This window comes from Clostridium sp. CM041 (assembly GCF_055081035.1).
Genome location: NZ_CM143648.1, coordinates 1,121,626 through 1,143,622, shown reverse-complemented (window position 1 = coordinate 1,143,622; position 21,997 = coordinate 1,121,626). Strand labels below are relative to the sequence as shown.

23 protein-coding genes and 1 pseudogene are annotated in these 21,997 nt (G+C 31.2%); 13 read left to right on the top strand and 11 right to left on the bottom strand.

The genetic code is table 11. The features are described from left to right. The first annotated feature begins 207 nt into the window (after positions 1-207). From ACWJJT_RS05470 to ACWJJT_RS05445, 6 genes are all read left to right on the top strand, one after another. Positions 208-960, top strand: coding sequence for an ABC transporter ATP-binding protein (locus ACWJJT_RS05470; protein WP_462956309.1), 753 nt, complete (start codon positions 208-210; stop codon positions 958-960). Continuing rightward, positions 938-2,998 (top strand): FtsX-like permease family protein, encoded by a 2,061-nt coding sequence (locus ACWJJT_RS05465; RefSeq protein ID WP_462956308.1) that lies wholly within the window; start codon positions 938-940, stop codon positions 2,996-2,998. Before ACWJJT_RS05470 ends, ACWJJT_RS05465 begins: the two co-directional genes overlap by 23 nt. Before the next feature lie 437 nt (positions 2,999-3,435). Continuing rightward, positions 3,436-4,497 (top strand): IS30 family transposase, encoded by a 1,062-nt coding sequence (locus tag ACWJJT_RS05460; RefSeq protein WP_462954875.1) that lies wholly within the window; start codon positions 3,436-3,438, stop codon positions 4,495-4,497. A 336-nt stretch (positions 4,498-4,833) separates the two neighbouring features. After that, positions 4,834-5,364, top strand: coding sequence for a signal peptidase II (locus ACWJJT_RS05455; protein WP_462956307.1), 531 nt, complete (start codon positions 4,834-4,836; stop codon positions 5,362-5,364). A 159-nt stretch (positions 5,365-5,523) separates the two neighbouring features. After that, positions 5,524-6,432: a PhzF family isomerase gene (locus ACWJJT_RS05450; RefSeq protein WP_462956306.1), complete on the top strand. Its 909-nt coding sequence runs from the start codon at positions 5,524-5,526 to the stop codon at positions 6,430-6,432. A gap of 85 nt (positions 6,433-6,517) precedes the next feature. Further along, positions 6,518-7,552, top strand: a complete 1,035-nt coding sequence (locus ACWJJT_RS05445) for an L-threonylcarbamoyladenylate synthase (RefSeq protein ID WP_462956305.1) — start codon at positions 6,518-6,520, stop codon at positions 7,550-7,552. A 198-nt stretch (positions 7,553-7,750) separates the two neighbouring features. Here the strand turns inward: ACWJJT_RS05445 and ACWJJT_RS05440 are convergent, their stop codons facing one another. The 5 genes from ACWJJT_RS05440 to ACWJJT_RS05420 all read right to left on the bottom strand — a co-directional run bounded on the left by ACWJJT_RS05440 (position 7,751) and on the right by ACWJJT_RS05420 (position 10,513). Continuing rightward, positions 7,751-7,918 carry a hypothetical protein gene (locus tag ACWJJT_RS05440; RefSeq protein WP_462956304.1) on the bottom strand — a complete coding sequence of 56 codons (168 nt, stop codon included), beginning with the start codon at positions 7,916-7,918 and terminating at the stop codon, positions 7,751-7,753. A 414-nt stretch (positions 7,919-8,332) separates the two neighbouring features. Then, entirely contained in the window at positions 8,333-8,590 is a 258-nt protein-coding gene (locus tag ACWJJT_RS05435) for a flavodoxin family protein (RefSeq protein ID WP_462956746.1), read from the bottom strand. Between the two features lie 94 nt (positions 8,591-8,684). Further along, positions 8,685-8,822: a flavodoxin family protein gene (locus ACWJJT_RS05430; RefSeq protein ID WP_462956303.1), complete on the bottom strand. Its 138-nt coding sequence runs from the start codon at positions 8,820-8,822 to the stop codon at positions 8,685-8,687. Between the two features lie 232 nt (positions 8,823-9,054). Next, positions 9,055-9,687 carry a flavodoxin family protein gene (locus tag ACWJJT_RS05425; protein ID WP_462956302.1) on the bottom strand — a complete coding sequence of 211 codons (633 nt, stop codon included), beginning with the start codon at positions 9,685-9,687 and terminating at the stop codon, positions 9,055-9,057. A 133-nt stretch (positions 9,688-9,820) separates the two neighbouring features. Next, positions 9,821-10,513 carry a flavodoxin gene (locus ACWJJT_RS05420; RefSeq protein ID WP_462956301.1) on the bottom strand — a complete coding sequence of 231 codons (693 nt, stop codon included), beginning with the start codon at positions 10,511-10,513 and terminating at the stop codon, positions 9,821-9,823. Between the two features lie 751 nt (positions 10,514-11,264). Here ACWJJT_RS05420 and ACWJJT_RS05415 point away from each other — a divergent pair. Next, positions 11,265-11,690, top strand: a complete 426-nt coding sequence (locus ACWJJT_RS05415) for a MerR family transcriptional regulator (RefSeq protein ID WP_462956300.1) — start codon at positions 11,265-11,267, stop codon at positions 11,688-11,690. A 215-nt stretch (positions 11,691-11,905) separates the two neighbouring features. Here ACWJJT_RS05415 and ACWJJT_RS05410 read toward each other — a convergent pair whose 3' ends face one another. After that, positions 11,906-12,265 (bottom strand): hypothetical protein, encoded by a 360-nt coding sequence (locus tag ACWJJT_RS05410; protein WP_462956299.1) that lies wholly within the window; start codon positions 12,263-12,265, stop codon positions 11,906-11,908. A 157-nt stretch (positions 12,266-12,422) separates the two neighbouring features. On the opposite strand from ACWJJT_RS05410, the gene ACWJJT_RS05405 reads away from it, so the two are divergent. Continuing rightward, positions 12,423-12,812: a hypothetical protein gene (locus tag ACWJJT_RS05405; protein WP_462956298.1), complete on the top strand. Its 390-nt coding sequence runs from the start codon at positions 12,423-12,425 to the stop codon at positions 12,810-12,812. Between the two features lie 113 nt (positions 12,813-12,925). Further along, positions 12,926-13,225, top strand: a complete 300-nt coding sequence (locus tag ACWJJT_RS05400; protein WP_462956297.1) for a reverse transcriptase domain-containing protein — start codon at positions 12,926-12,928, stop codon at positions 13,223-13,225. A 94-nt stretch (positions 13,226-13,319) separates the two neighbouring features. Here the strand turns inward: ACWJJT_RS05400 and ACWJJT_RS05395 are convergent, their stop codons facing one another. Further along, entirely contained in the window at positions 13,320-14,645 is a 1,326-nt protein-coding gene (locus ACWJJT_RS05395; RefSeq protein ID WP_462956745.1) for an ISL3 family transposase, read from the bottom strand. Positions 14,646-14,751: 106 nt separating this feature from the next. Here ACWJJT_RS05395 and ACWJJT_RS05390 point away from each other — a divergent pair, with 106 nt between their 5' ends. Both ACWJJT_RS05390 and ACWJJT_RS05385 read left to right on the top strand, forming a co-directional pair. Further along, positions 14,752-15,252, top strand: a complete 501-nt coding sequence (locus tag ACWJJT_RS05390) for a hypothetical protein (protein ID WP_220287247.1) — start codon at positions 14,752-14,754, stop codon at positions 15,250-15,252. Then, the gene (locus ACWJJT_RS05385; protein ID WP_462956296.1) at positions 15,228-16,310 is read left to right on the top strand and encodes an IS3 family transposase; all 1,083 of its coding nucleotides are present in this window, start codon (positions 15,228-15,230) and stop codon (positions 16,308-16,310) included. Before ACWJJT_RS05390 ends, ACWJJT_RS05385 begins: the two co-directional genes overlap by 25 nt. A gap of 27 nt (positions 16,311-16,337) precedes the next feature. Here ACWJJT_RS05385 and ACWJJT_RS05380 read toward each other — a convergent pair whose 3' ends face one another. From ACWJJT_RS05380 to istA, 3 genes are all read right to left on the bottom strand, one after another. Further along, positions 16,338-16,784 (bottom strand): transposase family protein, encoded by a 447-nt coding sequence (locus ACWJJT_RS05380; RefSeq protein ID WP_462956295.1) that lies wholly within the window; start codon positions 16,782-16,784, stop codon positions 16,338-16,340. 180 nt (positions 16,785-16,964) lie between these two features. Further along, on the bottom strand, positions 16,965-17,729 hold the full coding sequence (gene istB / locus ACWJJT_RS05375) for an IS21-like element helper ATPase IstB (protein ID WP_253198316.1): 765 nt from the start codon (positions 17,727-17,729) through the stop codon (positions 16,965-16,967). Continuing rightward, positions 17,726-19,321, bottom strand: coding sequence for an IS21 family transposase (gene istA / locus ACWJJT_RS05370; protein ID WP_462954843.1), 1,596 nt, complete (start codon positions 19,319-19,321; stop codon positions 17,726-17,728). The genes istB and istA overlap by 4 nt, the downstream gene beginning before the upstream one ends. 409 nt (positions 19,322-19,730) lie before the next feature. On the opposite strand from istA, the gene ACWJJT_RS05365 reads away from it, so the two are divergent. Further along, positions 19,731-20,504 (top strand): N-acetyltransferase, encoded by a 774-nt coding sequence (locus tag ACWJJT_RS05365; RefSeq protein WP_220320221.1) that lies wholly within the window; start codon positions 19,731-19,733, stop codon positions 20,502-20,504. A 247-nt stretch (positions 20,505-20,751) separates the two neighbouring features. On the opposite strand, the pseudogene ACWJJT_RS05360 reads toward ACWJJT_RS05365, so the two are convergent. Beyond that, positions 20,752-20,880: pseudogene (locus tag ACWJJT_RS05360) on the bottom strand (Lrp/AsnC family transcriptional regulator); the annotation flags it as partial. Positions 20,881-21,069: 189 nt separating this feature from the next. On the opposite strand from ACWJJT_RS05360, the gene ACWJJT_RS05355 reads away from it, so the two are divergent. After that, entirely contained in the window at positions 21,070-21,915 is an 846-nt protein-coding gene (locus ACWJJT_RS05355; RefSeq protein WP_462956294.1) for an aldo/keto reductase, read from the top strand. The last annotated feature ends 82 nt before the right edge of the window (positions 21,916-21,997 follow it).

Sequence of the window (21,997 nt, the reverse complement as noted above, 5' to 3'; positions counted from 1 at the left end):
TCTTTCTAAATTTACTCTAATAATATTATAACATGATTTAACAGTAGTATTTTACAATTTATACAGCGTTAATTATGAGATTTCCACAAACATTACCAAACGTTACAAAATAACTACCAAGCGTTACAACACCTCAATTTATGAGATTGAACTTCGCATATTAACATGCTAATATTTCCTTATAATATAGAATGAGGAGGAGAAAAAATGTTAGAAGTAAAGAGTTTAAAGAAGACTTATGTATCAAAGGGGGGTGAATATATTGCTCTTAGGGATATTGATTTGAAAGTTAATGAAGGCGAATTTGTGGCTGTTATGGGGCCGTCTGGTAGTGGTAAAACCACACTACTTAATTGTATATCAGGATTTATACATGCAGAATCGGGTCAAATTCTTTTGGATGGAGTAAATATTTTAAATATTAATGAGGATAGGCTTGCAGATGTGAGACAGAATAAATTAGGATTTGTATTTCAGGATTATATGCTGATTAATGGACTTACAGTAATTGAAAACATATTTCTGCCCCAAATTATTGCCAGTAAGGATATGAAGGAAATGATGAAAAGAACAGAAGATCTTATGGAAAATTTCACAATAGAAACGATAAAAAATAAATATCCTAACGAAATATCAGGTGGAGAAAAACAAAGAGTTGCAATAGCGAGGGCACTTGCGAATAAGCCCTTAGTTCTTTTGGCAGATGAACCAACAGGAAACTTGGATTCTAAGTCAAGTTCAGCAGTAATAGAAACTTTTATAGATGCAAACAAAAATCTAGGAGCAACAATATTTATGGTTACTCATGATGCTTTTGCAGCATCTCATTCAGATAGAGTAGTGGCACTAAAGGATGGACAAATTGTCAAAGAACTAGTTAGAAACACACCTCCTAGAGAATTTTTAAATGATATTTTAAATTTTATGAAAGGAATAAATGGTGAGACTTATGACGCTTAACACTATTGCTAAAAAATTATTTAAAAATAACATAAAGCAATACGCTTTGTTTATTTCATCAATCATATTTGCAGTTGCAATGATTGGAGGATATGGAATTCTCCAATTTAGTCCAACAGTTACCAAAGTACTCACGGATGATGGTTCGACGCAACAAATTACGTTAAGCATGTTTGCATTTACAGTAATAGGAACATTTGTATTTGTAATATATGCTTATTCGTTATTTATAAGATATAAGTCAAGGGAAATAGGTGTTTTCATTTCTCTTGGAATCAGACGTAAAAATGTATGCAAAATTGTTATAAAAGAGCTGAATATAATTTTCCTAACAGCTACATTATTGGGATTACTCTTTTCAATATTAATTTCATGGCTAAGCTGGACTGTTTTAACCTTCTTTCTAAAAACAGAAGAAACAGCTTTTTCTATTGGATGGACTGGAATGGCTATTGCAATTTTATTTTCAATTTTATGCATGATTATTACTAGAGTACTAACTTCAAGGTATATCAAAAAGATAGACATAATAAAGATACTTAAGGCTGAAGAACAGGTCGATGATAATAAAGGTGATAGTTTCGTTTTGGGTTTAGTTGGTATAGTAATGATACCTGCAGGGATAATTCTATTTACTTTAAGCACTAAGCTATATTTTTTAATAGCATCTTTAGTTGGATTGTATTTATTCATAGTACAGATTACATCCATAGGTGTTTTGTTTAAAAAAATTAGTCCTAGCTATTATTACAAAAACATTGTGTTTTTTAATTTGATAAAATCAAAGAGAAAACAATATACTTTACCATTATTTGTCTCGACTATTCTAATTGGAGTTGGAATTTTCGGTGTTGCTTTTACTTCTGTTCCAATGATATCGGGTATTTTAAGTACAATCTATGTTGATCCCTATGATTATATGGTTAAAGTAGGATTCCAACAAGGAGATTTTAATGAAAGTGATATAAGAAAATTAGCAAAAGATAATAATGTTAGACTTAAGGATTTCAAGAAGTTTGATACGGTCATTTTAGGTGAGTTCTTTAAAAAATATAATGAATGGGGCCCTATCAATTTTGTAAGTGAAGAAACAGTATGTAACCTTACTGGCAAAGATTTTGATATTGAGCCAGGGTCTTATATTAATATTATATCTGCTGACGAAAACAGTGATTCAAGTAAATATAGATCACAATCTATTGGGCCTATAACACTACTAAATCCTACTACCAAGAAAGAATTCACTCTTAATAATAAAGGAATAAAATTTATTGATAAGATTATGAATCAAGATACGCAATTTGAACGAAAAAGTTTTTACGTTATAGATACAGCTTTGTTTAATAAGCTGCGAAGCGAAATGCAAAAAGAGTATATATTTACAACTTATGTATTCAATACACCAAATTGGAAGGAAACAGGTGGTTTTAGTAATGCATTATTTGATTCAATAGTTAATGCTAGCGGAGGGAAATGGTGTCCAAACTATAGCACCGGGGTTATATTTGATAGAATAAGAGCACAAAGACCAAACGAACCAGTAAATTATGAATATAAGGTGTATAAGGAAAATGGTTTTGAGGCAAATAGATTGTGGTCATTTATTCCATATTCAAGATATCACAACGTTAATAGTAGCATATCTGATTTTGCTGTTTATCTATTGCTTACTCTATATATTTCTATAATCGCAATTGTTTCAGCAATTATGACAATTGGTCTTAAGATATTAAATACAATGTGGCAGGATAAGTTAGTATATAAAAATATTACATTCCTTGGAGTAAGAAAAACTAAGATAAAGTCAATTATATCAAAGCAAGTTGCTTTAATATACTTCATTCCAGTAACACTAGGAACTATTATCACTTTATTTATATTTAAGTCAATGATGGATACTAATGCTTGGGCGTTCCCCAATATATCATTTTTATTTGCTTGTGGATTATCCTTATTAGTAGTTTTAATCCAAGTTGGATTATTTTTTGTAATTAGAAAGCAGGCTATTAAAGAATGTGTTAATTTTATAGATTTGTAAATTAGAAAAAATGTAACAAAGTTATAGAAGCAAATGTTTTAAGAAAGGTGAGTTGAGAAATTGGCAGGTAATATTATGATTATTTATAAGTGTCAGAGTGTAATTGACGGAGCTGAAAAGTTATATGAGCTAAAGTATGAGATGGGTACTTGTAGGTGGATATTATTTAAAATTTAGATGTCAGACTATCAATTACTGAAATAATATAGCCTGTACACATTATATATTTTATTAGTTTCTCATATTATGAATTGTGATTAATATGTTATTTTAATCATTAAGGAGAGAGATAAATAGAAGGGCACCTGGGCAGTTAGGTAGGTTTATGGTAAGTTGTATAATGAAATGACCGAAGAGTAACAAAAAAATAAAGACTCAAGAGAAATACTCTTGTATAATGTTAAGTGACTAAACCAACATATACGGGAGGATTTCAAATGAGTCAATTAGATTTTATCACACAGAGCAGAAAAGGTAAACACATAACATACGAGGAACGCATAAAGTTAGAAGCTTTACACAAAATGGGACTTAATTCAACTCGTATTGCGGAGCAAATAGGTGGGCGCTCAGAACGTACAATAAGGCGTGAAATTGCTAAAGGAATTGTAGAACTATTGAATAGTGACTTAACCACTCGAATGGAATATAGCGCAGAAATTGGGCAGTCAGAGCATGACAAACAAGGTGCCGCTAAAGGTCCTGCATTAAAAATAGGAAAAGATCACAAATTGGTGAGGTACTTAGAAAAAGCTATTGGTATAGATGGCGAATCTCCGTATGCAGCTATTCAAAATATCACAAATAAAAATCTACAATTTGAAACAACTATTTGCTTCAAAACTGTGTATAACTATTTGGATAATAATTTGTTTTTAAATATAAGTAACAAAGATCTGCCTGTTAAAAAGAATGCTAAAAAGAGAAACTATAAAAAAATAAGATCAGCGTATAACAATACCAAAGGAACTAGCATATCGGAGAGACCTGCAGCGGTAGCTGCACGTGATGAGATAGGCCATTGGGAAATGGACACTGTAGTTGGCAAACAGGGTACAAAAACTGTCTTAATGGTGTTAAGTGAAAGAGTAACTCGTAAGGAGTTAGTCTTTAAAATACCATCTAAATCACAGGCGGCTGTCGTGAAAGAATTGGACAAATTGGAGCGTAAAATGGGAATGTTATTCTCAAAAACATTTAAAACAATCACCTGTGATAACGGCTGTGAGAACCTTGATTTCGAGGGTATTGAGAACTCAGTAAGAAATAAACGAAAGAGAACTAAAGTGTATTATGCTCACCCATATAGTTCATGGGAGCGAGGCACAAACGAAAATATCAATAAAATGATACGACGATTTATCCCAAAAGGTGTGGATATTTCAGCATTCTCTAAAAAACAAATTATGCAAATACAGCACTGGATCAACAATTATCCAAGAAGGATTTTCAACGGTTTATCTGCCAATATGATGGAACAGAAAACCATTACAACTTAACATTATATTTTTCGTGAAAATTTCGGACATTTTATATTGCAATCTACAGTTAGGTAGGTTTATTATGTATGATTATATGAAATTAATGGTAATCATGGTATGATATAAAATATATTTTGCGTCTAAATTCTATAATACGGCGAGGCAAATGGTATGAAATTAAATTTTCAGATTGGGTATTCCTCTTATATGAAATTGATAAAAAAGCAAATAAAAAGCGGAATTTGAAATTGAATATGCGGTCCCTGCTAGATACTCAGATAGATATAGCAATAAGCGCTATTTAAATGTGAAAGATGTAAAAAAATTAATTATATTAGGTGGTGCAGAATAAATATGAAAATTCAAAACAAAAAGACATATAGAGCAGTGCTTATTTTAGTAGCAATAGATCAGGTTATTAAAATAGTAATTAACAACAAGTTTCTTGACAAGAGATCTACAATATTGCCTCATTTGCTATATTTTGAGCCTATGTTCAATAGGCACTATTCATGGTTTAATTCTATGTTACAATTAGGTGTCGGTAAATATATACATATTTCACTAGTGGCAATTATGAGTATATTAATATATCTGTTTTATCAATATTTAAATAAACAATTTGGAACTAACAAAACTATTAATAGCATGTATGCTTTTATATTTTCTGGTGCTATGTGTTCATTAATTGACAAGATTTTTTGGAACGGTAGTTTAGATTACATATTAGTAAATGGTTTTTTCACGTTTGACTTAAAAGATGTATATATTAATATTTTTGTTGGGTTGCTAATCTTAACATTGCTCTTAAAAAACAAAGTTTTAGACCAAATTGATGATAATATAGTAAAAGATTTTACTAAATATATTCTACGAAAATTATAAACATAAATTACATCATTGAAAGAATAAGAATTATTAACAATTGTAGTTAAGTCACATTGTTCGTAAATCTCGTAATAAACAATTGCAACATTACTTGAGAGAGCAGACGAAATAGACAGATTGTGTCATATGAATTGATACTGTCTTAGGAGGGGTATTATGACAAGGAAATATAATTTATACCAAATTGACTCATTCACTAAGGAGAAGTTTTCTGGAAATCCAGCTGGAGTAATAACAAATGCTGACGGATTAACTGAAGCTGAAATGCAGAAAATAGCTAGGGAACTTAATAATTCTGAAACAGCATTTATTCTATCTTCAAATAATGATGAGTATGATGTTCACATACGGTTTTTCACCCCAACAAATGAAGTGCCAATTTGTGGACATGCAACTATTGCGGCTCACTATGCCCGTGCAATTGAAAACAGGCTTGTTACTTCTAGGGTTTATCATAAAACTGGTGCTGGAATTTTACCTGTTGATATAGTAAAAGAAAAGGATGACTATAAAATTATTATGACACAAGGTAAGATTGAATTTGGATCGATTATTGATGGGATAAATATAAAAAATATTACATTGGCGTTGAATATAAGTAATAAGGATTTACTAGAAGATTATCCAATACAGGTAGTTTCAACAGGTCATTCTAAGGTTATGATTGGTATAAAAAACATTGAAACTTTAAATAAAATGAAACCAAATTATGATGCCCTTTCTAAATTGAGCAACGATATTAAGTGTAATGGATATTACGTTTTTACAGTTAATACTCAAGATACTGATATTTTAGTACATGGCAGAATGTTTGCTCCTGCGATAGGCATTAATGAAGATCCTGTAACTGGTAATGCAAATGGTCCGTTGGGTGCATATCTGGTTCATCACAAATTAGTTAATCATAATAATTCTTTATTTAGATTCAAAGCTAAACAAGGTGAAACTATAAAACGAACAGGTATCATCGACGTTGAGGTAAAGATAGAAAATAAAGAACCTGTAGAAATTAGAATCTCAGGAAATGCCATAATAGCATTTAAATCTGAATTATCATTGGAATGACTATCTTAAATAACAACCAATTTAGATAAGATAGAAAAAAGTTTAATTTTGAAAACAAATTATGCAAATAGGAGGCAGTTTATCTATGGAAACAGAAATATTAAATGTTAAAGATTTAAATATTAATTATAAAAATATTGTAAAAGGTGCAGAGTATCTAAGAAATGGTGAAGTGATTGCAATTCCAACAGAAACCGTTTATGGATTAGCTGCAGATGCTTTTAATGAAAATGCAATAAAAAAAATATTTGAAGTTAAAGGAAGGCCACAGGATAATCCATTATTGGTACATATATATAAATTGGAACAAGTTTATGACATATGCAAAGATATTTCAAAAGAAGCAGAGAAAGTATTTGGTACTTTTTGGCCGGGATCAGTAACTTTGATTTTTAATAAGAAAGATTGCATTTCAGATACAATTACTGCAGGAATGAAAACTGTAGGAGTTAGATTCCCAAAAAGTGAAATAGCAAGGGCTATAATTAAAGAAAGTGGAACTTTATTAGTAGCTCCATCTGCAAATTTATCAGGAAAGCCATCAACTACTAGTGCCGAGCATTGCTACAATGATTTAAATGGAAAAATTCCTTGTATTTTAGATGGAGGGTCGTGTTCAATTGGGTTAGAGTCAACAATTATAGATATGTCTACTCCAGCCCCAATACTGCTAAGGCCAGGAGCAATAAGCTTGGATGACATATGTAATGTAATTCCAAATCTTATATATAAAAAGGATTTATTAAGCGTGAAAGAAAATGAAATTCCAAAGGCTCCAGGAATGAAATATAAACACTATGCACCAGATGCACCACTAACATTGGTTGAAGGAGATTATGTAAAAACTTCTAAATGGATTAAAGAAAATGCAAATGAGAATGATGTTGTAATTTGTTTTCAAGAATTTTTAAACGATTTTAAGGACTATCAACATATATATAGTTTAGGAAGTTTTAAAATGTTAAATATAGCTGCACAAAAGATGTTTGATTTGATTAGAGAATGTGATAAATTGAGTGTAAGTCATATTTATATACAAGCTCCCAATAACAATGGGTTAGGGAATTCTATAATCAATAGATTAGAAAAAGCAAGTGCAGGAAACATTATTCATATATAAATCATATCGGTTGTTTTTAATTACAATAACAGGAACAGCTGTGATTATTAAGAGCAATATTGAGAATATATTGTAGGATATAATTGACGAACAAAATGTAGTAACTGTGATATGGCGAACTTACTAAACATTGCGAATTGTAAATAAATGTAAAAAGCAAAAGGCAACTTCTTTTTATTGAAGCTACCTTCCGGCTCATTATTCAAGCCAGGATGAAATAATCGCTCCTAGCATAGTACAAGCTATCCATACAGCAATATTTCCTACATTCTTCGACAGGATATTAAAATTAATCTCAACTACCTTATAATGTATGGAAAGTATTATGATGGATACTGCGAAAAATCCTACTTTAAGATGCTTCATGACAATTCCTCCTATAAATAATTCTCAAATTATTCATCGGATGTAGAATTACTTTTGCATCTTTTGCTAATCTATTTATAAGCTTTTGTAAATAATTTTTTAACTAAAGTAGGATAGCTAAATTATTGACAATCTTATAATAATTATTCAATGAGGGTGATGAATAATTATTATAAGATTATTGTATAACTGTGGAAAAATAAGTAAAATTGCAATGCCATTCCCAAAAATAAAATAGTCAATTTATTTTTGGGGTAGTGTCAGCGAAAATGATATTTCGTACGTTGACGAATGGTTTCCAACCCTGCTTCAGAAAGTCCCCAGGACTTACGTTTTTTAACTTTCAAACCTTCTGTTTAATTTATTATGTTAGTATTTCTTACTCATCTTTAATGATGATATGTTACCATTTTTCTATTGCACAGACTCTAGCCATTGATTCAATTCTCTTTCTGGTGTTTCTAAAAGACCAAACTGACGCGGACTAAAATGGATAGTTTTTTCATTTACTACGTTTGCGCCTATACATGCAGCTGTAACATCTATTAATGCATGTCCAGGCCATCCAGCATGAGTTTGAAATGGAATAACTGTTTTACCAGTAAAATCATGAGAATCAATAAAACTATGAATTGCGGGTGCCATAGTATACCACCAGGTAGGTGTCCCAATGATAATGGTGTCATAATCAATAATATCAATCTGTGGTTTTATTTCAGGTTTGTATCCACGGTTTACTTCATCTTCTCCCTGCTGTACGATTTCATTATCCGTTCCAGTATAAGGGATAACTAACTGTATCTATTATCACAATATCTGCACCTGTTACTTTTTGAATTTTTTTTGCAATCTGTTTCGTATTTCCATCCATGGAGTAATACACAATTAATATTCTTGAATTCATGTTATCCTCTTTTCTTCAATTGAAATTTATTATTTTATCTTATTACATTAACTTTCTCTGATTGCTTAAATTTAAAGATTTTGGACAATTACATATGTTCCTGAGATAATGACATCGTCCCTTGAAATAGAAAATGTGTTCATAAAACTTGGTTCTAAATTTCAATGTACATTAACCGCAATCAATTACGTAAGTGGAATACTGCTATTATCGTCAAAGAAAAGTACTATCATTAACTAATGAAATTTGTGAATGTAGCCTCTTCCCTTTCTGGCAAATCAATACCTGATTTTATTCCGACTTCTTTGCACTTTAAGAAGAATGCCATGTTTCTTCCAAGAGTTCTCATAGTCTGAAGTCCTTCTAAATCCTGGTTTACCTGCTCCGGAGTTGACCCATGAACCATATTCCAGTATTGTGAAGAAACAATTGGCATCTGCATCAGTCCAAAATACTTATTCAACTGATCATACGTTGCTGTAGTTCCAGCTCTTCTGGCAGATACGACACATGCTGCCGGTTTCAGGTAAAATGTCTGTCTGCCTCCATTAAAATCCGTATAAAATACTCGATCTAAAAAAGAAGTAATCGCTCCGCTGGCAGCTGCAAAGTGTACCGGAGAACCAAATATATAGCCATCAAAAGCTCCTGCTATTTCAAGAAATTCATTGACTTTGTCAGCAAATACACAACGACCTGTTTTTACACAGCTTTTGCAGGCAATACATCCAGCTAATGGCTTTGTTCCTACTTGAAATATTTCCGTATCTATTCCTCCATGATTTAAAGTTTCTGCTACCTCGTTTAATGCTGTATAAGTACATCCTTTTTCATGAGGACTTCCATTTACTAATAATACTTTCATACTTTATTACCTCCAATTTTATACTTTGATTTCTTTGTTAATACATACTCTATCATGCCTCGCCTTCAAAAGCCGGAATTGTCCGTTTAACAGTAAAGGCAGTGAAAAACCCAAAGCTTATAAAAACATTTTCCTATTTTTTCTCAAAACCAAGCTTACGAACCCAAGAAATCACATCATTTTCGGCGGATGCTACGCTGTTTCTGGATACAGTAAATCCATCTTTTACCACAGTGGACTTGGGCTGCAAGTCGGCAATAGTACTAATAGTGCTAGCTAGTCCGCTGCCGCCATGTGTGGAAAACGGAACGATAGTCTTACCGCTGAAATCATATTCTTTGAAGAAAGTGTACATCGGCATAGGCATATCTGCCCACCAGATTGGGTAACCAATAAAAATCACATCATAATTGTCTAAGTTTTTAATATGTGTAGACAGTTTCGGTCTTGCATTTGCATCCTTTTCGTCCGTAGCTTGAGCCACAAGAGTGTCGTGGTTTCCTGGATACTGTTGCACGGTTTCAATAGCAAACAAGTCGCCTCCGGTAGTTTTCTGAATCGCTTGAGCGATAACCTGGGTATTACCCATCACTTTATCACCTGCTTCCACACGGCTGGCTCCTGTCACAGAATCAACCCCGTTCGTTTCCGGCATAGTGAAATAGACTACCAATATTTTGGAGTCGCTAACCTCTGTATTAGGCTTTGTTTCATCTATAGTCTTATCTTCTGCTGAGGGTTCTTTAGAAGGGTTTTTGTTACTACCACAGGCAGACAATGCAAAAATCATTATTATCGACAGTGCAAAAGAAATTACTTTTTTCATGTTTTTACCTCCTACTTATTATTAACATTCTTCTAATATTTTCAATATATCCTGATGGGTCATCCTCTTATAGCTTCCAGCCAGCAGAGATGTTGCAGGAGTCAACAACCCGCTTTAGCATACCTTATCCGTAATCAAACTGATAGAACTTCCTCAATCATATTTCATGCCTCAAAAGTCTTTGTAATTTCCTGCAACCATTCTGTAATTTTAATATGCTCACATTGTATGCATTTGATACGGTCTGATGCTTTTCCATTGCCCTCTGTAAGATTTTGATAATAATTTTGTTGATTTTTTTAATATCCTATATTTTTCAATTATTTGAAATTATTAAACTTAGCAAGGCATATTTTACTCATTGCATTAACAAACATGTTTGTGATAACCATTTTATACGTATGGCAAAAGCAATCAATGACAGAACCTCCACCTACGGCAAGAATAAAATCAATTTTGTTTCATTTTGAATGATATTTTTTCCACATTTAACAGGTTTTTTTGTGTAGCTTCCGTCTCAAAATAGTCCTTTGTTGGGTATTTAAAAATAAAATTTTCCATTGTAAATTATGTACTAATTCAAAATTGACAGCTATTCGCTTCTGTGTTACATTTAATTTTATATCCTCTAGCTTACTCGAGGTCAAGTATTTTTTCATTAACTTTCATTTAACGTTTTATTTTAAGTTTTATTTTACACTCTAAGGAATTTTATAAATTAGTTTTACATTAATATAACTGGAGGTTTTTAATGAACTATTCAATTGGAGAGATCGCAGAGAAAATGCATGTATCAATATATACTCTGCGTTATTACGAGCAGGAAGGATTGCTTCCTTTTATAGAACGGAGTTCAAATGGCAGAAGAGTATTTCATGAAAGAGATATCATTCTTCTTAATACGATAGAGTGTTTAAAAGGTACCGGTATGTTGCTAAAAGAAATCAAACAATATGTCATATGGTGTGTGGAAGGTTTTTCTTCTGTTCCAAAACGCTATGATATGATGCAACAGAGAAAGCAAGATGTAGAAAATCAGATAAAAGAACTTAATAAGATACTAGCAACCATTGAGAATAAATGTGGATTTTATCAGAAAGCTATGGAAACCGGAAATACAGATATGTGTTCTTCGGAACGTGATGCATGGGCTGAAAAAATATTAAACGAATTCTAGCAGCGGATATTACAAATTACAGTAATCTTTTATTTACATTTCATAGATTTTTAATTCACGAAAAAAGCCGCAAGAGAAATCCCCCTTGCGGCTCAGTATTAGTTCTATCTAAATTATAATTAGAAATAATTCATAATTAGTTGAATGTTCATAGTCATGATAAAAAGGGAAGTTTTTAAATAAGAAAATTTATAACAGCTATGAGCTACAAGGTGTCACTCATTTTTATTTTGACCTAATAGCACCCCTTCTTTGCCCCATATAGTATATGACCTAGAGGTAACTGAAATTGCTGTTTTTTCATTAATTTTTTCTACAATTAATTTTTTAACATCGTTATCAGTAAATTTTTTACCGTTTTTTTGTATTTCATCTTGAATCATTGAAAAATCCTCATATGATAATATATGACCATTTTTCGTTATAATATCATCATAAGTATTTATTTCTTGTTGTGTTACTTTAGAACTATTTAAGTTATTTGTAACTATGCTAGGTTGAGCAAACACAACTGAGTTTGATAAAGTGGCTATTAATAGTGTCGTTAATAGAAATTTTATACGTGATTTTTTCATTTTTACCCCCTAATAGCTTGTTTATAGTATATTTTACAATATATACTATAAAATGCAAAATAAATCATTGTATATACGGTTATTGAATTGAAACATATGTAATTTAAAAGTATAATTTACATATGTTTTTAATTTTAATTGAGAGGGAAAGAAAGTAGTGAGAAAAAATAAATTAAGTTATATCATAATTTCAATTATAGTAATCACTTTTGTTATTGTAGGCATTTATCTATCTTTAAGAGGTACTTATATTTCTATTAAAAACAATACAGATAAAACAGTATCTGGTTTGAAAATTAAGTATTCAAATTCGCTTAGTGATATTGAACTTCCATCAGTATCTTCAAAAAAAGTACAGAAAACAAAACTAAAACTACCAGATAATTTCACAAGTGGTTCACTTAAACTTTGTTATGTAGACAGAAAAGGAGGAAATCACGAAGAATATTTAGAAGGATATATTGAGAAAGGGTACAATGGAAAGATTACGGTTACTATAAAATCAATTGATTCTATTAATATTTTATCTATGGAGGTTGATAATTAAATATAATGTGTTATAAGAGTTAGCGCCAACATTGGTTAAGAGACCAAGGTGATGATTGGCATGATAAGAGTACGAAAAAGTTTGTTAATAGTAATGGTAACTGTAGAAGAAATATGAGATATACTAATTTGAAAATTGGTATTCATGTAAGATATGCTGACGATATACTTATACTTTGTGAAAGTAAATATCACGCTGAAAAATTTAAATATAGCGTAAATAGGTACTTAACAAAGAACTTGAAATTGAAAATCAATCAAAATAAGACGAAAATATATGATTTGAATAATGATAAAATGAAATATCTAGGATATAACTTTAGTTTAAGGAAAGTGAATAATAAATATAATAAGACTAGAAATATGCATTGTGTCAATGACTTACCAGAAGATAAAGCAGATATAATTGTTTAATGAATGTAGAAAAAAGTTGAGTAAGATTAAGAAAGAACCTAAATATGAAAACATAATGGTGTATTTGTCAAGTGAAAACTGGTTCTTTCCAATGTTAGTTGATTTTACGTCTTTTTTCAAGCCATAATATTTTTTTATACAACATATCAAAGCTATTACGACCATACATAATTCTTTTTATAACTTTTAATTTATTCACACTGCCTTCTGCTAACCCATTATTATAATCATATATAATTGCATTTTTAACTGCTGAAATGTCTCTGGTTATTCCATTTATAAATGAATTAATATATTTATTGTTTAAAGAAGATGCTTGTTCCATCCACTTACTAATTTTAGTTATTTCTTTGTTCTTTAGAATTTTTCTAAATTCACCTACTAAATCGATTATCTCTTTATATAATGGATATTTTTCATTTACTTTATTTACATAGTCAATAGACAATCGTTTTACTTTAATTAGTGGTTTATACAATAATTTTAGTAATTGACCTCGGTCAACCAAATCTGTTGTAGCAGGCGAAGTTTTACTATTTTTATAAGTTTCATGAATTGATTTTTTTAAGCGAGCTCTATAATTACGAATAGTACTGTCAGAGCCATTATAACCTTTTTGACGAATTACATTTTCTATGTCAGATGAAGTATGTCCTTTATCTATTAATTTATTAATCTCTTCTAAAAAAGGATCTAAAATACTTTTTCTTTTAACATTATAATTCCCATTTATAGCAGACACATTATCATCTAAGTATTTAGTAATTGTCTTTCGTGACATTCCAAGTTCTATAGCAATTGATCTTACTGAATGATTATTGTTGTGCATATCTCTTGCAATATTTATTATTTCATTTTTTTTTGTTACTTTACCTTCATGGGATATTTGTAATGGACTTTTTAAATAGAATGAACGCTCATTATCATTCATAGCCAATAATTTATTAAATACTCTGATGTCCATATTTAATTGCTTGCAAATTTGGCTTTTGCCAATACCATGATGCAATAATTGAATCGCTTTCATTATTTTTTCTTCTAGTGTTACTTTTTTATTTTGAATGGGTGTTTTCGTAGTCACATTGCTTGATTCCATTTTGACTACATCAATTATTACCTTGGGTTTTAAATATTTCATCAGATAATCTTTGCAATAGGAGGTTAGATTTTTTAAAATATGAAATCTATCACTTACTTGAATCGCTTTGGGGTGTGCTAAAGTAATAGCCTTTTTATATGTAATAGAACCATCTCTAGAAACAACTTGAAGATTAGGATATGATTTTAACCACTTTACTACTTCTTCACAATCTCGTGAAGAAATTAAATCTATAACTCGATGCGTTTCAATATCTATCATGATGGTCCCATATGATTCTCTTTTTTTAATAGCAAAATCATCGATACATATTTTTGTAATTTTCCACTTATCAATAATCGGGGTATCCCTATGTGTTAAGATAGTTGTCGTAGAGAGAAATATAGTATACTATACAGTATAAGCTTTACGAGAGGAGAAATATATCATGGTTAGTAAAATTGGGTACCCTGAAGAAATAAGAAAAGAAGTACTTGCAAGAGTAACAGGATCCGGAAAAGAAAGTATAACTAAAGTTTCACTAGATAAAAAGATAAATAAAGGTACAATTTATAAATGGATTAAAGATGCTGAAAAAAAAGAGGGAATAAAGATTTTAAGACAAAATGGTGATTGGACATCAGAGGAAAAATTTCATATGGTTCTTGAGGCAGCCACTTTAACTGAGCAAGAACTTGGTGAATATTGCAGAAGAAAAGGTACCTACAAAGATGATATAAAAGCCTGGAAATCACAATGTATTAATGCAAACAGTGGTAGCATAGAAGATCCTAAAAAATTAAAAACTGAACTAAAAGAAGAAAAAGATAAAGTCAGAAAAATTGAAAAAGAACTTAGATTCAAAGAAAAAGCTTTAGCCGAAACAGCGGCACTTTTAGTACTAAGAAAAAACGTCCATGCGATTTGGGGGGACCAAGAGGAAGACTAATCAGTGCCTCAGATCGCATTAAAGCTTTAAAACTGATTAATGAAGCGGTGCAAGCTGGTGCTCGGGTGAGCCCATGCTGCAACGAAGTTGGAATATCAACTAGGACCTATGAACGATGGTCGCTAACGCCAGAATCCACGGAAGATAAACGTCCCATAGTACATAGGAATCCCCCTAAAAACAAGCTTAGTGATGAAGAAAGAGCTGTGATTCTACAGGTTATAAATAGCCACGAGTATGCTGATTTAGTACCTGCACAAATAGTTCCAAAGCTTGCTGATCAGGGAATTTACATTGCTTCAGAATCTACGATTCACAGAATACTTAGAGAAGAAAAACAAAACACTCATAGATTTAAGACGAAGGCGCCTGTAAAAAGGGTTCCGCCTACCCACATAGCAACCGCACAAAACCAAGTTTGGACGTGGGACATAACCTGGCTTGACGGCTCTGTGAAAGGTCTATACTTTAAGCTATACCTGATACTAGATATGTTCAGCCGTATGATTGTTGGTTATGAAGTTTGGGAAACAGAGAATGCAGAATATGCCCAACTCCTTATTAAACGCGCCATTCTTTCTCAGAAAATATCAGGTAAGCCTCTTATACTTCACTCTGATAATGGAAGTCCTATGAAAGCTGCAACTTTCCTTGCTACATTAGAGAAACTAGGGGTTCAGAGCTCCTTTTCAAGGCCACGGGTAAGCAATGACAACCCTTACTCGGAATCATTATTCAAGACAATGAAGTATGTTCCAGCATTCCCTAATGGTGGGTTTGTAAGTATTGCTGACGCACGAGAGTGGGTGACTAGATTCGTCTATTGGTACAATCATGTTCATATGCATAGTGGCATCAAATATTTGACCCCATATCAGCGTCATTATAGCTTGGACAAAGATATTATAGAGAATAGAAAAAGAGTGTATGAAATGGCAAAAGAGAATCATCCTGAAAGGTGGAGTAGGAAAATCAGAAATTGGAATTTACCCGAATATGTGTCTTTAAATCCAATAAAGGAAGAAGAGCTTATTCTCATAGAGAAAGCGTCATCATAAAAAGATTAAAATTAAAAAGTGCGACAACTATGTTGACAAACTCCGGTATCTTTTTTTTAAAAGATTGCAAATCGTACTTTTACCTACGTCAGCAACACTATTTCTTAAAAGCTCTGTAGCTGTAAGTGAACTAACGTTCATTGATATATTTATAATTTCACTCTCTAATCTTTTTGTTTTTTTTGCTTTAAATTCAAGGAAATCAAAGCCTTCCGCAAAAGTAGTATGGTTACAATCGGGGTTATTACAAAACATTTTTCTATTGCCTAAAATGACCCTAACCTTTTTTTCTTGTATAGGTAAGTCTTGAAAACTTTTTTTATAATGAGAATGTGTTTTTGAAGAAGGTTTTCCACAATGAGGACATGTAACTTCTTTGCGATTAGATACTACATTTATGAAAATCGTATCATCTATAATTTTATGACTTATGTAATCTAAATTTTCATCTAATAATTTTATAATTTCATCCATAAAATAGCTTCCTTTTTAGTATTCTGATCATACTATTATATTACATTTTACGAGGCATTTCAACTAACTTTGGAAAGAACCTGAAAACTCCCCCATATTCTAACCCAAAACTCCTCCACCAAAAATTGTAAAAAAAATAATATTCCCTCCAAATTAATTATATAGTGAAGGGAAATTTTATTATTGTTTTGCGAGCCATTCTTTAGTTTCCTTTAATCTGTAGGAGTTACCATTCATATTTACTATATATGCCTTATGCGTAAGTCTATCGATCATTGCAGCGGTCATAATAGGGTCTTTAAATATCTCATTCCACCTTTCAAAGGATAAATTTGTGGTTACTATAGTTGATTTTCTACCTGCTCTTAATGATAAGTGACTAAATAAAAGTTCTGAACCTTCTTTATCATAAGAAATATATCCCAATTCATCAGCAATAATTAAATCATATTTATCAAATTTATTTTCAAATGCTCTTAATACTTTCTGAGAACGACTTTCTTTTAATTGGGTGATAAGCGATGATACCGTAATAAAAAGAACTTTATAGCCAGCTAAACAAGCTTTTATTCCAAGGCCAATACTCATGTGGGTCTTGCCTGTCCCAGGATTTCCAGCTAAAATTACATTTTGTCCTGTACTAATAAATCCAAGTGAACTTAACGTCTTTAATTTCTTTTTAGCATCAACTGGTAAATCTTCAACTACAAGATCTTCGATATATTTTTTATAAGGAAACTTTGCTATTCTAATTCTATTTTGTTTACTACTTTCACTTCTTAAAACAGATTCTTTTTCCAATAATTTGTAAAGAAATTCTTCATAGCTTATGTCATTAATGCAAGCATCTTTCGCACCCACCTCAAAGTTATTTTTTATACCTGCAAGTTTAAGATCTATTGCTAATTCTTCAATATCTTTATATAATTTCTTCTTATTTATCATATTATAGCCACCTCATTATTAAAATCTTCCGTTGATATTGGTATTAAAGATTTATACACATCTAGTAAACCGTTAGGTTTAAATTCAACAGTTGAATTTAGTTGGATAACATTATTTTCGATAAAATTAGTATAATCTCTATTACAAATAGACTTTATTTTTTCGGTTGTTATATCCGTAGGATTTATTTTATTTAATAAATTTATTGCATTTAGGACCTTAGAGATATTGCTTTTACCTATAAATAAAAGTAATTCTATAAAATCTTTCTCTTTTTTGTTATAATAGGTATCATAGATGTTTTGAATCCTAGGGTCTGCTTGTAGCATTGCAGTGCTTGAAGCTAATGATCCTGGCTTTCTTTTAAAGGTATTAAGATAATGTTCAAGCTTAATAGACCATTCATAAAATCCTAACTTCCTTTCATGGGAAGCTATTTTTTTACCCTCACTAAAGCAAACAATGTCATTGGAATATATTTTTATGAATATTCTTTTTCCAACATATATATCAGGTACAGAATACCGACAGGTATTCACTGAGAATGTCGAATATTTATCCACTCTAGGTTCTTCTATCCTAGCAGTGTCAAGTTTTGCAATATAAGGCCCCATATGTTGTCTTTCCTCATTAAGAATTTCTTTTGCAGTCTTCATATTTTTTATTTTATGTGGTTGGCTATTCAATTTATCGCATGTTTCCATCAGAAATTTATTAGCTTCTTCTAATGATTTAAAACTATCATTTTTACAAAAAGACTTACGTCGTACTACCTCTACACTTCGCTCGACATGACCTTTTTCATTTCCAGCTCGAGTATTGCAAAACCTAAAATCAAAGCCATAATACATGGACATTTTAAGCAATGCATCCGTAGGTTCTTTCTCAGTAGGTCCTACAAATTTTTTAACTGCAACTCTCATGTTATCATAAACGATTGTTCTATATACTTGTCCTATATGTTCAAAAAACAAAGCATGAGCTTCTTGAAAACACTCTGAATTTTGTTTAGCAAATAACTGTGCATATCTATAATTCCCTTTTGCAGATGTAAATACAGCCATTTGAAATGTTCTATCCACAGCATTAATAGTTAACTTTACTTCCCCCCAATCAAATTCACAAATATCCCCAAGCTCATATTCTGATTTTATAAATGCCTCGGCTCCATTCTCAAGTAATTTATTTATATAGTTACTCACAGTTGGATAACTTATATCGTAATCCTCTTCTTTTAACGCTTCATATATATCAATTTTCTTTTTTTGCTGCTTATGCCTCCCGGCATGCCGTTTTTGTTGGTTTTCTTCAATATACCCCTTTATCTTATTTATAATTTCATCGGTTAATTTTTTCTTTTTTCTATTTATGCAATTGTATTTAGGTTTCTCAACAATACTGTCCTGAAGTTCTCTTATATCATCAATTCCTCCATTAAAATTCAAAATTTCTTGTCTTGCCACTTCGTATTCTTTAACATATTTACTAATGGTTTTTCTATCAATTCCAGTCTCTCTAGCTATGGACCTTTGAGACTTTCCGTTTAGATGTGCCGATATTATGATGTGTTGTTTTTCACTCAATTTAATCATCTCCATTTCCCCCTCTTATGATGCCTCTCATAAGAAAGTTTACTGTAAGGTGGGGGATATTTCAATTAGAATTGTGGGGTAGTTTTAGATTAACATATACAAATGGCTTGGAATATCTATATAATAGGGTTACATAACTATTTTAGAGGGATGAATGAATTTAACGAAAGCTTTGGAAAGCTAGGATGGCGGATTTACAAGAAATTTTATAACACAATGGTAATTGAGTTACTTTCACTTTGAGGCTATTACTCATTATTAAAAAATTGTAAATATACTCAATTTATGGTTATTATGCTATGATTATTGTGATATGATTAAATATATATTTTATGTCGTACTCGTAAGGGAGAGTGTCGGCAACACGATACGTTAGGCGTCATACTAATTAAAGGAAAGGGTGAAAAAGATGAAAAAATTAACCAAACTAAATAGCGATAACATTGCAGAAGAACACATTTGCTGCGCTATATCGGATAAGAAATGTAAAGAAAGTTATGAACTAAAAAAAGATTGGCTAAAAAAAGAATTTGATAATGGTTATGTTTTCCGAAGAATTGATGCAAGAGCAAAAGTTTTTATTGAATATGGACCTGCTGAAATGAGCTGGGTTCCTATAGATGCTCCAAATTATCTAATGGTCAACTGTTTTTGGGTTTCCGGACAATATAAAGGTCAGGGTTATGGAAAAGAATTGTTGAAAACCGCTATTGAAGATGCAAGAAGTCAAGGAAAAAGTGGATTAGTTACTGTTGTTGGGACAAAGAAATTCCATTTTATGAGTGATACAAAATGGCTTTTGAAACAAGGATTTGTAGATTGTCAGAGAATATCATCCGGTTTCAGCCTTTTAGTGATGAAAATTGACCCCGATGCTGAAACACCTAAGTTTAAAAAATCTGTACTCAGTGGTGAATGTTTTGACAAAAAAGGAATAGTTGTATATTTTTCAAATAGGTGCCCATTTGCAGAATTTCACGCAAAGACTTCTTTGATTGAAACCGCTACTAAAAGGAATTTGCCCTACAAGATTATTAAACTTGAAACAATGGAACAGTCACAATTAGCACCAAGTCCTGCAACTATTTTTAGTTTATTCTTTAATGGTAAGTTTATTACAACAGATATAAGTGTCTGCATGGACAGCCACTTTGACAAAATATTAGAAAAAGAATTGAAATGAAGTACGAACGCCTAACAACGCACTCAAGTAGAAGATAGCCAAAGCACATTCCTTCGCCAATCGCGTCGCGCTAGGGCTTAGGAACGTCTTGAGTTCAAAACGTTATTTGAAATAAAATGTTAGCAAAAATAATGTTCTGAATTAATTTTTTAATGATGGGTGTTTTTGTGTGTCATAGGTACATCTTATTTATTTCTGACATATGTCAAATGGATAGTAAATGTTTTGAAATATAAATATAGGAAACTAGTTTGGGAATGTTTTCAGTTACAGAAGGAGGTGATAGATTTACTCTTTTAGATAATTCCCTAATAGATAACCGGCTATCTTGTTGAAGTTCCTTTAGTATTTTAATATCTGTATTGTCTATTTTCATATGCATTAAATCCACCTCATTTTTTATTATATTTATAATACATTCGCCTTAAAATTAGTATCAAATGATAAGGAATTTTTAGTGTTTATTTATTATAATATAATAAGTACCATTTATCAATTTTTCAAAAGTATATTGGTAATATACAGATACTATTTTTTATTCACTATAATTGAGAGGATGATTAAAATGCAAAATATAAAACGTTACACAGTTTTAAATAATGGAGTAAAAATGCCTTGGCTAGGCTTCGGTACTTATAAAGTTGAAAATGGACATTCAGTTATTGACTCAGTAAAAGAAGCACTTAAGGTTGGATATGGTCATATAGATACTGCTTCTTTTTATAATAACGAGGCTGGAGTTGGTACTGCAATAAAAGAGAGCGAAGTACCTAGAGAAGAAATATTTTTAGTAAGCAAGGTTTGGAATTCTGACCAAGGCTATGAGAAAACATTAAAAGCATTTGACGCTTCTATTAAAAAACTGGGAACAGATTACCTTGATTTATATTTAATTCATTGGCCTACTCCATTACATAATGAAACCTGGAAAGCTTTAGAAAAGCTTTATAAAGAAGGATATATACGAGCAATAGGGGTTAGTAATTTTACTGTTGACCATCTAAAGGACTTAATGTTAGCTGCTGAAGTTATTCCAATGGTAAATCAAGTGGAGTTTCATCCTCTGCTAATTCAAAATGAGTTAAGAGGGTTCTGCAAAAAAAATAGTATACAATTAGAAGCATGGTCTCCATTAATGAGAGGTAAGATATTTGAAATTCCTTTTTTAGAAGAGCTTGCAAGAAAATATAAAAAAACAATATCACAAGTTGTGCTCAGATGGGATTTACAAATGGGAATTGTGACTATTCCTAAATCAACTGCCTCGTCAAGAATAAAAGAAAATGCAGCCATATTTGATTTTGAAATAAGCAAAGAAGATATGATTAAAATTCAACAATTAAATAAAGGAATAAGAGTTGGTTCAGAACCTAATAAAGTTTATGCTTGCCCAAATATGTTCAACCAATAACATTATTTAACAAAGTTTGTAGGGGGGTAGAGCCACATAGCCATCAAGCTAAGAGAATTCTATAAAAATAAAGCCCCATTAA